The sequence below is a fragment of the Streptomyces sp. NPDC006512 genome, from assembly GCF_040611935.1.
Taxonomy (GTDB): domain Bacteria; phylum Actinomycetota; class Actinomycetes; order Streptomycetales; family Streptomycetaceae; genus Streptomyces.
In genome coordinates, this window is record NZ_JBEXPG010000047.1 from 1 (window position 1) to 13,526 (window position 13,526).

A 13,526-nucleotide genomic window follows, 5' to 3' on the forward strand; every position below is an offset into this window, starting at 1 on the left:
TCCTCGGTGAGGAGCGCGTCGAGGATCGTGTCGCTGATCTGGTCAGCGATCTTGTCGGGGTGACCCTCGGTCACGGACTCCGAGGTGAACAGGCGCGTGCTCATGCCTGCCCCACCTCGACGGAGAAGAAGTGGGCCTCGATGGCGTCGAGGGTGCGGATCGAGTCGACCTCCAGGGTCTCCAGCTGGATCGGGCGTCCGCTGTGCTGCTCCAGCAGGAAGACGAACTCGACGAAGGACAGCGAGTCGATCAGCCGGTGCTCGATGAGGTCCAGGTCGGAAGCGATGTCGTCGAGGTCCTCGTGGCGGGCGAGGAGCCAGTTCTTCATGAACAGCAGGCCTTCGGACATGGTGTCTCTCCTTGAAGTGCGGTGCACGGATGCGTCGTCGGATGAGGACGGGGACGCGGATGTGGATGTGGATGTGGATGCGGTACGTGACGGGCCGAGCGGGTCGGGCAGTGCGGGCGGGCCGGGGTGCGTCGGCGGGCCGGCTTCGAGGACGGGGGCGGCGATGGCCACCGCGTAGTCCACGTCGTGGCTGATGGAGACGGAGATCCCGGCGATGCCGGACGCGGCGGCCATCCCGGCGGCGGCACCGTGGAGTTCCACGAGCGGCCAGCCGCCCTCGGAGCGCCGCACGATGATGTCCAGCCAGGGCAGGAACACGGCCGCCCGGACCCGGAGTGCCTTGAACGCCGCCTCCTTGGCGGCGATCCGTCCGCACAGGCCCAGTACGTCGAGCCTGGCGGAGGTGCGGCAGTCGGCGAGTTCGCCCGGGGTGAGCATGCGCTGGAAGAAGTCCTCGCCGTGGGTGGCGAGCAGCCGGCGGACACGGGTGACGGACACGATGTCCATGCCGAGGTTCGCCCAGCCCAGGCCGCCCGCCGGCGGGGCGGCGACGGGTCGGGTCGGCACGTCAGATCGCCGGCCCGGCCGCGTTCGCGCCGAGGACCGCGGCGGTCGCCGCCTCCCAGCTGCCGTGGCGGCGGGTGAGCGCGGACAGCCAGCGCTCCAGGCCGAAGGCGACGCAGCTGGTGAAGGCCGGTCCGCCGCCGGAGGCGAGGGGGATGTCGCAGCGGTCGCCGAAGAAGTTGCGGTGGGTGTTCACCGAGGCGATGGCGAGGTCCTCGTACAGGAACTCGTGCTTGACCGGGGTCAGGCGCTGGAGGACCGCCTTGGAGCTGCCCTTGTCGAAGAACGGGTCGCAGGCCGCCTCGCGGCGCAGCGGCAGGTCCAGGGCCGCGGCGAAGGCGTTGATCCGGGCGGTGAAGGCGGCCAGGTGGGCCTCGGCGTGCTCGCGGGTGCCGATGGCGACGATCTCCCGCATGCGGAAGCCGAGTTGGCGGCGCAGTCCCTCGTAGTGCTGTTCCTTGCGGAAGCACCAGCCGACCACGGTGACGAGTTCGTCGTCGGCGGCCGGCCGGCCCTGGTGGTCGATGTACACGGCGTAGCAGGAGGCGGACGGGAGGCCGAGTGCGGCCGGCTGGAGGGCGTCGCAGGGGAAGCAGCCGGTGTCGGTACAGAACTCGCTGGTCTCCCGGACGTCCAGGTTGAGCGGCGCGGCGACGACGGCCTGGTGGGGGAAGTTGTCGTAGTAGTCGAGCCGGGCCAGGTCTGCGGCCGGGAGCAGCGGGGGCATGGTCATGGCACGGGCACCCGCCCGTACGCCCCAGCCTTCGAAGGTGTCGTCGAGGAGGCGCAGCAGGGCGGTGCCCTCGGGGCCGAGCGACGGCAGGCCGTGCATGTCCGTGGCGGTCGCGGCGGTCGCGGTGGGCGTGGCGCTCTCGGTGGTCGTGACGGTCATGGGGAGTCACCTCTCGGGCGGCGGTCGGCCCTCTCAGACGACGGGCAGTACGTCGTCCGTGAAGATCCCGGTCTTCAGGAAGAAGCCGAGGGGCTTGCGGATGGTCTTGCGTTCGAAGGGGCGGCGCCGTTCGTCGGCGACCAGCGCGTTGCGCAGGGCGATCGGGTCGGCGATGCCGGCGTCGCGGTAGACGTGGGGGTTGTAGAGGGAGTTGACGCTGTAGACCACGTACCGCTTGAGGTAGGCCTCGACCTCGGCGAGCCGGGCGGCGGGGACGGCCTCGCGCATCCGGGCGAAGAGCAGGGAGACCAGTTCGCGGCCGAAGGCGATGTGCCGGGACTCGTCCTGGTGGTGGATGCGGTTGACCTCGCGGATGGTGTGGCACAGCGATTCGTCGCGTGCCATCCGCGTGTTGTAGTGGTCGACGAGCTCCTCGAAAAACAGGATGCGGGCGAAGACGAGGAAGTTCTCCACCTCCGGCTCCCAGGCGGAGTCGGCGCGCAGGGCGGTGGAGCCGTAGATCTTGTCGCCGTACCGGCGGCAGAACTCGGCGAAGAACCACATGTGTTCGTTCTCCTCACCGATGAAGTGGTGGAAGAAGTCGGAGGGCACCTCGAAGCCGGGCATGTGGATCCGGCCGACGACCTCGATGAGCAGTTCGCGGATGCCGTGCACGTTGAGGCTGTAGAAGTTGATGCTCTCCCACTTCGAGAGGCGCTGGATGGTCTGCTCGTCGAGCTCGTCGTAGAACGGGGTTCCGTAGACGGTCAGCAGCTCGGGGGTCATCCACATCCGGCCCTCTTCGAGCTTCTCGGGCCAGTCGAACTGCTGGTACGGGTTGTAGTACTCCTCGATGGAGCGGGAGCTCAGCCGGTCCAGGACTTCCAGGAACCGGTCGGTGACCGGCAGGGGGGCGCTGACGCCCATGGTGTGTCTCCTCGGTGTGGTGGCGGGGGGCGTCATGCCCCTGGGCTCGGGCCCCGGGTGGGCGGTCGCCTACGGGCGGACCTCGTACACGGCGTTGACGGGGGTTTCCGTGGCCCGGCGCCAGCGGGTGAAGCCGGCTTCTTCGGCGATGGCGCGGAAGGCCTTCTCGCCGGAGTGGTTGCCGAGGGCGTGGGGGCCGCGCTGCGCGACGGCCACGGGCAGGCACATGACGGCGGACAGGGCCATGAACATGCGGGCGGCGGGGGTCTGCGTGTCGATGTCGGCGGGCGACACGTTGGACTCGACGAGCATCCAGGTCCCGTCCGCGTCCAGCGACTTGTGGACGTGCTGGGCGGCGGAGACGGGGTCGCCCATGTCGTGCAGGGCGTTGAAGAAGGTGACCAGGTCGTAGCCGTTGCCCGGGTAGTCGTCGGCGGAGGCGACCTCGAAGACGACCCGGTCGGACAGGCCGGCTTCCTCGGCGAGCTGGCGGGCGAGGGAGATGGCCTCTTCGGAGTAGTCGAAGCCGTGGACGGTCGCCTGCGGGAAGGCCTTCGCGATCAGCAGGGTGGTGTGGCCGACGCCGCAGCCGACGTCGGCGACGGTGCCGCCGGCGGCGAGCTTGCCGGTGACCCCTTCGAGGGCGGGCAGCCAGTCGGGGACGAGCCGGTGCTCGTAGGTGGGCTGGAAGAAGCTGCCCATGCCGGTGTCGAGGGCCGGGTCGTGTTCCGCCCAGCCGACGCCGTCGCCGCTGCGGTAGGCGTCGACGAGCAGGTCCTCGGTGCCGTAGAGGGCCTTGAGCGCGGTGAAGAACCCGGCGGCGTAGGTGACGGCGTTCGGATCGGCCAGCACCGGGGCGTGGTCGGCGGGCAGGGTGTACGTGTCGGCGCTCGGGTGGCGTTCGACGTACCCGGCGCTGAGCTGGGCGTGCAGCCACTCCTCGGCGTACCGCGGGTCGATGCCCGTGTGCTCGGCGAGTGCGGCCGGGGTCAGCGGGCCGGCCTCGGCCAGGGCCCGGTAGAGGCCGAGGCGTTCGCCGAGGGCGACGGTCAGGCCGCGCACGGCGGCGCCGGCGTCGCTGATGACGCGCTGGTGGAAGTCGTGGGTACCGGTCATGCCGCTCTCACCTCGGGGGTCGGGAGGTCGCAGGTGAACAGGAAGGAACGGGGGACGCGCGGGACGGCGCGCGCGGGGACGGGGTAGGGCCAGCGGCCGAAGTCGGCGCCGGTTTCGCCGGGCTGGCGGACCTCGCGGACGGCCCAGCCGCATTCGGTGAGGAGCTGCTCGGGGGTTTCCGTGCCGAACAGCCACGGGTTCCCGTCCTGCGCGAGGGAGTTGAGGAAGGGCCGGGACAGCGGGTTGTCCAGTGCGGACTTGCTGATGACGTCGCCGAGGAGGACGGAGCCGGGCGCGGACGTTCCGGCGAGCGTGGAGATCAGGTTGCGCACGGCGTGTTCGGGGAGGAAGAAGAGCAGTCCCTCGACGATCCACAGCACCGGTTCGCCGGCGCGCCAGCCGGCGTCGGCGAGGGGGCCCGTCCAGTCCTGGGTGAGGTCGACGGGGACGGTGACGCGGGTGCGGCCGGCCGGGGCCGGTTCGCCCGCCAGCATGTCCGCCTTGGCGTCCAGGAGGGCGGGGCGGTCGAGTTCGTAGACGGTGACGCCGTCGGGCCACGGGAGCCGGTAGAAGCGGGTGTCCATGCCCGCGGCGAGGAACACGACCTGGCGGATGCCGTGTTCCTCGACGGCGCGGACGATCGCCCGGTCCAGGTAGGTGGTGCGGATCGCGAGGAACGGCACGGTACCGGCCCCCGCGTAGCGCTCCAGCAGTTCGAAGCCGATGGTGTCGGCGACGGTGCGCGCGTACGGATCGGCGAACAGCCGGTCCTCGCGGTCGGTCTCCAGGGCCCGCGCTGCGGCGGTCCACTGGGCGGTGCGGGATACGGCCTCCACGGGAGGTCTCCCTTCACTTCGGCGGACAGGGTGGGGGCGGGCGGGGGGCGGGACGTCCGAGGGGCGGTGCCTCGCGGGTGGCGGTGTCCCCGCGCCGGCCGGGTCAGGCCAGGGAGCGCACGCAGGCGACCGGGTCCTCGGCCGCGCACGACGACGCGGGGTGCGCGGCGTCGGTCTCGGCGGGCCGCCGCTGGAAGATGCTGTGCAGGATCATGCTGAACACGACCCGGCCCTCGGGGTCCACGAGCGTGCACTTGGGCTGGACCACCCCGGTGGCCGGATTGAACGGCGAGGGGCGGGAGCCGAGGATCTCGACGCGTGCCGTGAGCACGTCCCCGGGGCGCACGGGCCTCAGGTAGCGGATCTCGTCGACCCCGGGCGAGCCGGTACAGGCGCTGTAGGCGAGCAGCCCGTCGACGTAGCGCCGCATGAACATCGAGGCGCTGTGCCAGCCGCTGGCGATCAGGCCGCCGAACGGTGTCCGCGCGGCGAGCCCGGGGTCCGTGTGGAAGGGCTGCGGGTCGAAGCGCTTCCCGAACTCCAGCACCTCCTCCGCGGTGACGGTGATGGTGCCCAGCTCGTGGACGTCACCGGTCCGGAAGTCCTCGAAGTAGCGCATCACGCGCCCCCCTTGACGTAGAGGAGTGGTTTCTCTGGCGTGAACCAATCTACGAATCAGCCTTTTATTTTGTCAACCCAAAAGAAGACCGGAGTGCCTGTTCTGTGTCCTGCCACAGGTCTTCGGGGTCCTCGATGCCCACCGACATCCGCACCAGGCCCGCACCGATGCCGGCCCGCGCCAACGCCCCTTCGTCCAGCTCCCGGTGGGACGTACTGGCGGGGTGCGTCACCAGCGTCTCCACCCCGCCCAGGGACAGCGCGAGCCGCGCCACGCGGACCGCCTCCACGAAGGCCCGCCCCGCCTCCCGGCCGCCCTCCAGCTCGAACGAGAGCAGCCCGCCGCCGCCGGAGAGGACGCTGCGGGCCCGTGCGTACGAGGGGTGGGTTCCCAGCCACGGCCAGTGGACGGCCGACACGGCGGGGTGGCCGGCCAGCCGCTCCGCGAGCAGCCCCGCGTTGGCGCAGTGCTCGCGCATCCGCAGGGGCAGCGTGGCGATGCCGCGGAGCGTCAGCCAGGCGGCGAACGGGTCGGCGCAGGCCCCGAGTTCGACCGTGCGGGGCCACACCTCGCGGCGCAGGGCGTCGTCCGCGAAGACGGCCGCGCCGCCGAGGACGTCGGAGTGCCCGGCGAGGTACTTCGTCGTGGAGTGGAGCACGATGTCGGCGCCGAGCTCGATCGGGCGGCACAGGACGGGCGAGGCGAGGGAGTTGTCGACGGCGCTGGTGACCCCGCGCCGCCGGGCCGCCGCCAGCAGGCCCGGCAGGTCGGGGACCTGGCCCGTCGGGTTGGCGATGGTCTCCAGGACCAGCAGCCGGGTGCGGGGACCGGCGAGCGCCTCGAACTCCTCCGGCCCGTCGCCGCTGATGTGGGCGACCTCGACCCCGTACCGCTCCGACAGGTCGTTCAGCGCCGCGTACGTCCCCCCGTACAGGCATCGCTGCGCGATCACCTGGTCACCGGGGCGCAGCAGCGCGAGCAGCACGCCGCTGATGGCGCCCATGCCGGAGGCGAAGGCGATGGCCGAGGCCCCGCCCTCCAGCCCGGCGAGGGTCCGCTCCAGGGCGCGTACCGTCGGATTGCCGCGGCGGCTGTAGACGTACTCCCCGTCCGGGCCGCCCATGGCCCGCGCCAGCTCGTCGGCGGAGCCGAAGGCGAAGGCGGACGACTGGACGAGCGGCACGGACAGCGGCCGGCTGCTGCCGCCGCCGGGGGGCTCGTTGACGACGTGCACGGCGCGGGTGCGGATGTCCTGCATCGGGAACTCCTCTGGTCTTCGGGTGCTCGGGCTGTCGGGCTGTCGGAATTGCGGGCTGTCGGGCTGTCGGAGTTGCGGATACGGAAAGGGGCCGCCCGACGTCCGGGGAGGACGTCGGGCGGCCCCTTGGGTGAGCGGGGGCGGCCCCGCGCGTCACGCCTTCACCTTCACCGTCACGGTCACACCTTCGCCGCCTCGCCGCGCGACGCCGGGGCGTCGGCGGCGGGAGCGGCGGCGGCCGCCGGCCGGTCGCCCTTCATGACGAGGAGGGTGACCACCGCACCGACGGCGGCGATCACGGCGGCGCCGAGGAACGCGGCGCTGAATCCGTCGGTGAGTGCGGGCAGGTCGCCCAGTTCGCCGGCGCCCTGGGTGGTGGCGAGGGCGGTCAACGCGGCCAGGCCGAGGGCCGAGCCCACGTTGTAGGTCGTGTTGACGATGCCCGAGGCCAGGCCGGCCTGCTCCTGCGGGGCGCCGGACATCGCGGCGATCATCGCCGGGATGTACGCGAGCGCCATGCCGAGCGCGGCGACGAGCGAGGCGGGGAGGACGTCCACCAGGAAGGTCCCGGTCGGCTCGACCGCCGACAGCCAGACCAGTCCGGCGGCCAGGAGCAGCAGTCCGCCGGCGATCAGCGGCTTCGCTCCGAACCGGCCCATGAGGCGCGCGGTGATCGCCGTCATGAAGATCATCAGCAGGATCGTCATGGGGAGCAGGGCCGCGCCGGAGGCGAAGGCCCCGTAGTCGAGGACCTGCTGGAGGTACAGGTTGAGGAAGTACCACATCGGGATCCAGGCGGCGCCGAGCAGCGTCATCGCGAGGTTGGCCGAGCCCAGGCGCGGGATCCGCCACACGCCGAGCGGCATGAGCGGCTCGCGTACGGTCCGCTGGATCACGAAGAACAGCACGAGCAGGACGGCGGCCGCGACCAGCTCCAGCACGGTGGCGGTGGCGCCCCACCCGACCTCGGGTGCGCGGACGACCGCGAAGACGGCGAGCGCGAGCCCGGCGGTGACGGCGACGGCGCCGAGGACGTCCACGGAACCGCGGCGGGCCTGGACGGCGGGCAGCAGCTTGGTGGCGGCGAGCGTCGCGAGGCCGATCGGGACGTAGATGATGAACACCCACGGCCAGCTCATCCACTCGGTGAACACCCCGCCGAGGAACACGCCGGCCGTACCTCCGGCGGGCGCGGCGGCGCCGTAGAGGGCCATCGCCTTGCCGAGTTCCTTCGGGTTGTGCCCGAAGAGGATCATCAGCAGGGTCATGGCGGACGGCGCGATCAGCGCACCGCCGACGCCCTGCACGGCCCGGCCGGCGATCTCGACCGCCGCGCTCTGCGCGGCGGCGGCGAGCACCGATCCGACGATCATCGTGGCCCAGCCGGCGGCGAAGACCTTGCGGGCCCCGAACAGGTCGGAGAGCCGCCCGCCGAGCAGGAGTAACCCGCCGAAGACGATGACGTAGGCGTTGAAGACCCACTGCAACTCGCCCTGCGAGAAGCCCAGGTCCTTCTGCATCTCGGGGAGCGCGACTCCGATGATCGAGGTGTCCATGATCACCATGAACTGCGCGGTGGCAAGCACGCCAAGTGCCCACCAGCGCCGGGGATTGACGGTTGACATTGCCCTGACCCTCCTCTGCCCTATACCCCTAGGGGGTACCTTCGCGCAGCAACGTAGCATACCCATGGGGGTATGTAAGAGACGGTCCAGCGGCCCTGACGTGAAACGCGAGGGGCCCCACGGCGACCCGGCGGCGGCCCCGCCAGAAGGATTCAGAACGTCAGGAATCCGGCATATGGGGTGACTCTGCTCGGCTGGGGTCGGGGTGGGAGGGCGTAGGTTAGGTTAGGCTTAGCTAAAGTTCAGCCGCGGGGTGGAGCCGGGCTGCTGTCGGGTTCGACTCGGCACCGAGCAGGCGCGAAGAGGGACGAAGAACATGACGGTACGGGTCGCGGTGGCCGGGGCCAGTGGATATGCCGGAGGGGAGATCCTGCGGCTGCTCGCGGCGCACCCCGGCGTCGAGATCGGCGCGGTGGCCGCGCACAGCAGTGCGGGCCGCCTCCTCGGGGAGGTGCAGCCGCACCTGCCCTCGCTCGCGGACCGGGTGCTGGCGGAGACCTCGGCGCAGTCGCTGCGCGGGCACGACGTGGTGTTCCTGGCCCTGCCGCACGGCGAATCGGCCGCGATCGCGGAGCAGTTGGAGCCGGGCGTCCTGGTCGTGGACTGCGGCGCGGACTTCCGGCTGGAGGACGCCGCCGAGTGGCAGCGGTTCTACGGTTCGGCCCACGCCGGCACCTGGCCGTACGGGCTCCCCGAACTCCCGGGAGCCCGGGACGGGTTGAAGGGTGCGCGCCGGATCGCCGTACCCGGCTGCTACCCGACGGCGGTGACCCTGGCCCTGTACCCCGCGTTCGCCGCGGGCCTGGTGGAGCCGGAGGCCGTGGTCGTCGCGGCGAGCGGGGCCTCGGGCGCGGGCCGCGCGGCGAAGGCGCACCTGCTCGGCTCGGAGCTGATGGGCTCGATGAGCCCGTACGGAGTCGGCGGCGGCCACCGGCACACGCCGGAGCTGACCCAGAACCTGTCCCGCGTGGCGGGCGAGCGCGTCACGGTGTCGTTCACCCCGACGCTCGCGCCCATGCCCCGGGGCATCCTCGCCACCTGCTCGGCGCGCCTGCGGCCCGGAGCTGGCGTGGGGCCGCGGGAGGCGCGGGCCGCGTACGAGGACGCGTACGCCGGTGAGCCGTTCGTCCGGCTGCTGCCGGCCGGTCAGTGGCCGCAGACCGCGGCCGTCCTCGGGTCCAACAGCGTTCAGGTGCAGGTGGCGGTGGACGAACACGCCGGCCGCCTCATCGCCGTGAGCGCCATCGACAACCTCACGAAGGGCACCGCGGGTGGCGCGGTGCAGAGCATGAATGTCGCCCTGGGTCTGCCGGAAGGGCTGGGCCTGCCGACGAATGGAGTCGCTCCGTGACCGTGACCGCTGCACAGGGATTCCTCGCGAGCGGCGTGGCCGCCGGGATCAAGGAATCCGGTGCTCCCGACCTGGCCCTGGTGGTGAACCGCGGCCCGTCGCGGGCGGCCGCCGGCGTGTTCACCTCCAACCGGGTCCAGGCGGCGCCCGTCCGCTGGTCGCGGGAGGTGCTGGCCGACGGCCGGATATCCGCCGTCGTGCTGAACTCCGGCGGGGCGAACGCGTGTACGGGGCCCGCGGGCGCCGAGGACACGCGGGTGATGGCCGAACGGACGGCCGGAGCGCTGGGCGTGGACGCGCGGGAGGTGGCGGTGTGCTCCACCGGGCTCATCGGCGTCCGGCTGCCCATGGACCGCATCACGGACGGGATCGGCTCCGCCGCCGGGCGGTTGTCGCCCGAGGGGGGCGAGGACGCGGCCGTCGCGATCAAGACGACGGACTCCGTCCACAAGACCGCGGTGGCGCGGGGTCCGGGCTGGACCGTGGGCGGCATGGCGAAGGGCGCGGGCATGCTCGCACCCGGCCTGGCCACCATGCTCGTGGTCCTCACCACGGACGCCGACGTGACCGCGGACGTGCTCGACTCCGCCCTGCGGGACGGCGTGCGCACCACCTTCGACCGGGTGGACTCGGACGGCTGCATGTCCACGAACGACACCGTGCTGCTGCTCGCCTCCGGCGCCTCCGAAGTGACCCCCGACCGCGCCGAGTTCGCCGCCGCGGTCCACTCCGTGTGCCTGGACCTGGCCCGGCAGCTGGTCGCGGACGCGGAGGGCGCCTCGAAGGAGATCGAGGTGGCCGTCGTCGGCGCGGCCTCGGAGGCGGACGCCGTGACGGTGGCCCGGTCCGTCGCGCGGAACAACCTGCTCAAGTGCGCCCTGCACGGAGAGGACCCCAACTGGGGCCGGGTCCTGTCGGCGATCGGCACGACCTCCGCGGCCTTCGACCCGGACCTCCTGGACGTCGCGATCAACGGCGTCTGGGTGTGCCGGGACGGAGCGGCCGGCGAGCCCCGCGACAAGGTCGACATGTCCGCGCGCGAGATCGTGATCACGGTCGATCTGCGCGCCGGCACGGCCTCCGCGACGGTGTGGACCAACGACCTCACCGCCGAGTACGTCCACGAGAACAGCGCGTACAGCTCATGAGCGGAACAGGCACACGGATGAAGCCACGCATCGCCGCCACCCCGCCCGCGTCCCAGGCCACCGGGACGGTCGCGGAAGTGGGCAGGACGGGGGGCACGGCGGTGGGCGCGACGGTGGGCGCGGACGCGGCCGCGACCGCCCCGGAGCCCGAACTGCCGCATCCGGACCGCCCGGAGCCCGGCCGGCCGGAGCTCGACCTCCTGGAACTGGACCACCTGGACCCGGACCGGCTGGAGCAGCTCCGGGGCCGCACCGTCGTCATCAAGTTCGGCGGCAACGCCATGGTGGACGAGGAGCTCAAGCGGACGTTCGCCCAGGACGTCGTGGAGCTGCGGCGCGCCGGCCTGTACCCGGTCGTCGTGCACGGCGGCGGTCCGCAGATCAGCGGCATGCTCGACCGGCTCGACCTGGAGGTCCGCTTCGAGGCGGGCCTGCGCGTGACGACCCCGGACGTCATGGACGTCGTACGGATGGTGCTGACGGGCCGGGTCCAGCGGGAGCTGGTGGGCCTGATCAACGCCCACGGGCCGCTCGCGGTCGGGATGTCCGGCGAGGACGCGCACACCATGACCGCCGTACGGCGGGCGGCGTGGGTCGACGGCGAACCCGTGGACATCGGGCTGGTCGGCGACATCGTCGACGTGAACGCGGACACCATCCGGGCGCTCCTGGAGCAGGGCCGCATCCCGGTTGTCTCCCCCGTGGCCCGCGGGACGGACGGGCAGGTCTACAACATCAACGCCGACCTCGCGGCGTCGGCGCTGGCCGTCGCCCTCGGCGCGGAGAAGCTGGTCATGCTGACCGACGTCGAGGGGGTCTACGCGAACTGGCCCCACAGCACCGAGGTCATCGGGTGCCTGACGGCCGAAGGCGTGGAGAAGCTGATGCCGGAGCTGGCGAGCGGAATGCTCCCCAAGATGGAGGGCTGCCTGCGGGCCGTCCGGGCGGGCGTGCGCAGGGCGCACGTGCTGGACGGCCGTGTGCCGCACTCCGTGCTCCGCAGCGTCCTGTCCGGCGACGTCTCCGGCACCACCGTGGTCCCGGACCTGGAAGAGAGAACGGCATGACCCTCGGCAACGCGACCCTCGCAACCGGCCCGGTCCGGCCGCCGTCCGCCACGGACCCGGACCGCCGGGGACTGACGGACCGCTGGCGCGCGGTCATGATGGACAACTACGGCACCCCGCCGCTGGCCCTGGTCCGCGGCGAGGGCAGCACCGTGTGGGACGAGGCCGGGCGCGCCTACGCCGACTTCACCGGCGGGATCGCCGTGAACACCCTCGGCCACGCCCACCCCGCCGTGATCTCGGCCGTCACCGGGCAGCTGTCGACGCTGGGGCACGTCTCCAACCTGTACGTGTCCGAGCCCGCGGTCGCGCTCGCGGAGCGGCTGGTGCGGCTGCTGGGCAGGCCCGGCCGGGCGTTCTTCGCCAACTCCGGTGCGGAGGCCGTCGAAGCCGCCTTCAAGATCGCCCGCCGGACCGGCCGGACCCACGTGGTCGCCGCCGACGGCGGTTTCCACGGCCGCACCATGGGCGCGCTGGCCCTCACCGGTCAGCCGTCGAAGCGCGAGCCGTTCCTGCCGCTGCCGGGCGGGGTGTCCCACGTACCGTTCGGTGACGTGGAGGCCCTGCGGGCGGCGGTCACGCAGGAAACGGCGGCGGTGTTCCTGGAGCCGGTGCAGGGCGAGGCCGGTGTGATCGTGCCGCCGGAGGGCTACCTGCGGGCGGCGCGCGAGATCACCCGGGCCACGGGGACGCTGCTGGTGCTGGACGAGGTGCAGACCGGGATCGGCCGTACCGGCCACTGGTTCGCCCACCAGGCCGAAGACGGCCTGGAGCCCGACGTGGTGGTCCTGGCCAAGGGGCTGGGCGGTGGTCTGCCGATCGGTGCGGTGGTGGGCTTCGGCGCGGCCGCCGACCTGTTGACGCCGGGTCAGCACGGCTCGACCTTCGGCGGCAGCCCCCTGTCCTGCGCGGCCGGGCTCGCGGTCCTGGAGACCATCGAGTCCGAGGGCCTGCTCGCGCACGTCACGCGGCAGGGCGAGCGGCTGCGGCGCGGCATCCGGGCACTGGGGCACCCCCGGGTGGCCGAGGTGCGGGGCGCGGGGCTGCTGCTGGGCATCGCCCTCACCGAACCGGTCGCCCCGCGCGTGCAGGGGGCCGCGCAGGAGGCGGGCTTCCTCGTGAACGCCGCCGGGCCCGCGACCGTACGGCTCGCTCCGGCCCTGAACGTGCCCGAGTCGCAGGTGGACGCCCTCCTGGCGGCCCTGCCGGGCGTCCTCGGCGCCTGAGAACACGGATGTGGCCGGCACCCCGAGGGGGTGCCGGCCACTTTTCGGATTCCGCTCCTACAGGGCCCGGGCGAGGACCTGCGAATTGCGGTGCGGGGAGAGGGAGTTCGCCCAGGCGGGGGGCGCGAGGCTCACGTGGGCCGGGGCGAAGCCGTGCCGCAGGAACAGTTCCCCGCTGCCCGTCGTGGCCGTGAACAGGGCGGTCAGCGAGCGGGAGTTGGCCCGCGCCAGTGCGGCGTTCAGGAGCGCCGCACCGAGTCCGCGGCCCTGGCTGCGCGGTGCGACGCAGAAGTTGTACAGGACGCCCGCGGCACCGCGGCCGTTCGCCGCGTCGGCGGGGTGGACGCGCAGGGCCAGGGCGCCGAGGAGCGTGCCGTCGGGGGCGTCCGCCACGAGGAAGTCGGCGGCGTCCGCCGCGTACAGGGAGAGGGAGCGCGCACGCAGCGCCCCGGACCGCACGAACGGCTGGGACAGGGCCGCGAGGGCGGCGGCGTCCCCGGAGTGCGCGGAGCGTACGGGGAGGGCGTCGGGCAGAGTGGCACGGGCGG

At 72.7% G+C, this 13,526-nt stretch carries 14 protein-coding genes; 4 read left to right on the forward strand and 10 right to left on the reverse strand.

Features of this window, described 5'->3' with window-relative positions; all coding sequences use genetic code 11:
• From ABZZ17_RS28130 to ABZZ17_RS28170, 9 genes are all read right to left on the reverse strand, one after another.
• Positions 1-104, reverse strand: a 104-nt coding sequence (locus ABZZ17_RS28130; RefSeq protein ID WP_356879938.1) for an S-adenosylmethionine synthetase N-terminal domain-containing protein, incomplete at its 3' end; no start/stop codon positions are given.
• Positions 101-916, reverse strand: coding sequence for a holo-ACP synthase (acpS, locus tag ABZZ17_RS28135; protein WP_356879870.1), 816 nt, complete (start codon positions 914-916; stop codon positions 101-103). The genes acpS and ABZZ17_RS28130, both read right to left, overlap by 4 nt.
• A 1-nt stretch (position 917) precedes the next feature.
• Entirely contained in the window at positions 918-1,805 is an 888-nt protein-coding gene (locus ABZZ17_RS28140) for a hypothetical protein (protein WP_356879872.1), read from the reverse strand.
• A 33-nt stretch (positions 1,806-1,838) separates the two neighbouring features.
• On the reverse strand, positions 1,839-2,732 hold the full coding sequence (locus ABZZ17_RS28145; protein ID WP_356879874.1) for a diiron oxygenase: 894 nt from the start codon (positions 2,730-2,732) through the stop codon (positions 1,839-1,841).
• A 69-nt stretch (positions 2,733-2,801) separates the two neighbouring features.
• Complete coding sequence (locus ABZZ17_RS28150; RefSeq protein ID WP_356879876.1) at positions 2,802-3,848, reverse strand: class I SAM-dependent methyltransferase; 1,047 nt, start codon at positions 3,846-3,848, stop codon at positions 2,802-2,804.
• Positions 3,845-4,684 carry an SAM-dependent methyltransferase gene (locus ABZZ17_RS28155; protein ID WP_356879878.1) on the reverse strand — a complete coding sequence of 280 codons (840 nt, stop codon included), beginning with the start codon at positions 4,682-4,684 and terminating at the stop codon, positions 3,845-3,847. Before ABZZ17_RS28155 ends, ABZZ17_RS28150 begins: the two co-directional genes overlap by 4 nt.
• 103 nt (positions 4,685-4,787) lie before the next feature.
• Positions 4,788-5,303 carry a MaoC family dehydratase gene (locus ABZZ17_RS28160; protein ID WP_356879880.1) on the reverse strand — a complete coding sequence of 172 codons (516 nt, stop codon included), beginning with the start codon at positions 5,301-5,303 and terminating at the stop codon, positions 4,788-4,790.
• 64 nt (positions 5,304-5,367) lie between these two features.
• Entirely contained in the window at positions 5,368-6,561 is a 1,194-nt protein-coding gene (locus tag ABZZ17_RS28165; RefSeq protein ID WP_356879882.1) for an aminotransferase class I/II-fold pyridoxal phosphate-dependent enzyme, read from the reverse strand.
• A gap of 179 nt (positions 6,562-6,740) precedes the next feature.
• Positions 6,741-8,186, reverse strand: a complete 1,446-nt coding sequence (locus ABZZ17_RS28170; protein ID WP_356879884.1) for an MFS transporter — start codon at positions 8,184-8,186, stop codon at positions 6,741-6,743.
• Between the two features lie 316 nt (positions 8,187-8,502).
• Between ABZZ17_RS28170 and argC the strand changes: the two genes are divergently transcribed.
• From argC to ABZZ17_RS28190, 4 genes are all read left to right on the forward strand, one after another.
• Entirely contained in the window at positions 8,503-9,537 is a 1,035-nt protein-coding gene (gene argC, locus ABZZ17_RS28175; RefSeq protein ID WP_356879886.1) for an N-acetyl-gamma-glutamyl-phosphate reductase, read from the forward strand.
• Entirely contained in the window at positions 9,534-10,685 is a 1,152-nt protein-coding gene (gene argJ, locus ABZZ17_RS28180; protein ID WP_356879888.1) for a bifunctional glutamate N-acetyltransferase/amino-acid acetyltransferase ArgJ, read from the forward strand. Before argC ends, argJ begins: the two co-directional genes overlap by 4 nt.
• Positions 10,686-10,915: 230 nt before the next feature.
• On the forward strand, positions 10,916-11,752 hold the full coding sequence (argB, locus tag ABZZ17_RS28185) for an acetylglutamate kinase (RefSeq protein ID WP_356879940.1): 837 nt from the start codon (positions 10,916-10,918) through the stop codon (positions 11,750-11,752).
• A complete protein-coding gene (locus ABZZ17_RS28190) occupies positions 11,749-12,978 on the forward strand; it encodes an acetylornithine transaminase (protein ID WP_356879890.1) in 1,230 nt (409 codons plus the stop codon). The genes argB and ABZZ17_RS28190 overlap by 4 nt, the downstream gene beginning before the upstream one ends.
• Before the next feature lie 57 nt (positions 12,979-13,035).
• On the opposite strand, the gene ABZZ17_RS28195 is transcribed toward ABZZ17_RS28190, so the two are convergent.
• Positions 13,036-13,512, reverse strand: a complete 477-nt coding sequence (locus ABZZ17_RS28195) for a GNAT family N-acetyltransferase (protein ID WP_356879942.1) — start codon at positions 13,510-13,512, stop codon at positions 13,036-13,038.
• Positions 13,513-13,526: the final 14 nt, after the last annotated feature.

What these genes read in the sequence shown, in the direction of transcription:
- ABZZ17_RS28140 (WP_356879872.1), bottom strand. Translation starts at nt 1,805, where the DNA reads ATGACCGTCACGACCACCGAGAGCGCCACGCCCACCGCGACCGCCGCG.
- ABZZ17_RS28145 (WP_356879874.1), bottom strand. Translation starts at nt 2,732, where the DNA reads ATGGGCGTCAGCGCCCCCCTGCCGGTCACCGACCGGTTCCTGGAAGTC.
- ABZZ17_RS28150 (WP_356879876.1), bottom strand. Translation starts at nt 3,848, where the DNA reads ATGACCGGTACCCACGACTTCCACCAGCGCGTCATCAGCGACGCCGGC.
- ABZZ17_RS28160 (WP_356879880.1), bottom strand. Translation starts at nt 5,303, where the DNA reads ATGCGCTACTTCGAGGACTTCCGGACCGGTGACGTCCACGAGCTGGGC.
- ABZZ17_RS28165 (WP_356879882.1), bottom strand. Translation starts at nt 6,561, where the DNA reads ATGCAGGACATCCGCACCCGCGCCGTGCACGTCGTCAACGAGCCCCCC.
- ABZZ17_RS28170 (WP_356879884.1), bottom strand. Translation starts at nt 8,186, where the DNA reads ATGTCAACCGTCAATCCCCGGCGCTGGTGGGCACTTGGCGTGCTTGCC.
- argC (WP_356879886.1), top strand. Translation starts at nt 8,503, where the DNA reads ATGACGGTACGGGTCGCGGTGGCCGGGGCCAGTGGATATGCCGGAGGG.
- ABZZ17_RS28190 (WP_356879890.1), top strand. Translation starts at nt 11,749, where the DNA reads ATGACCCTCGGCAACGCGACCCTCGCAACCGGCCCGGTCCGGCCGCCG.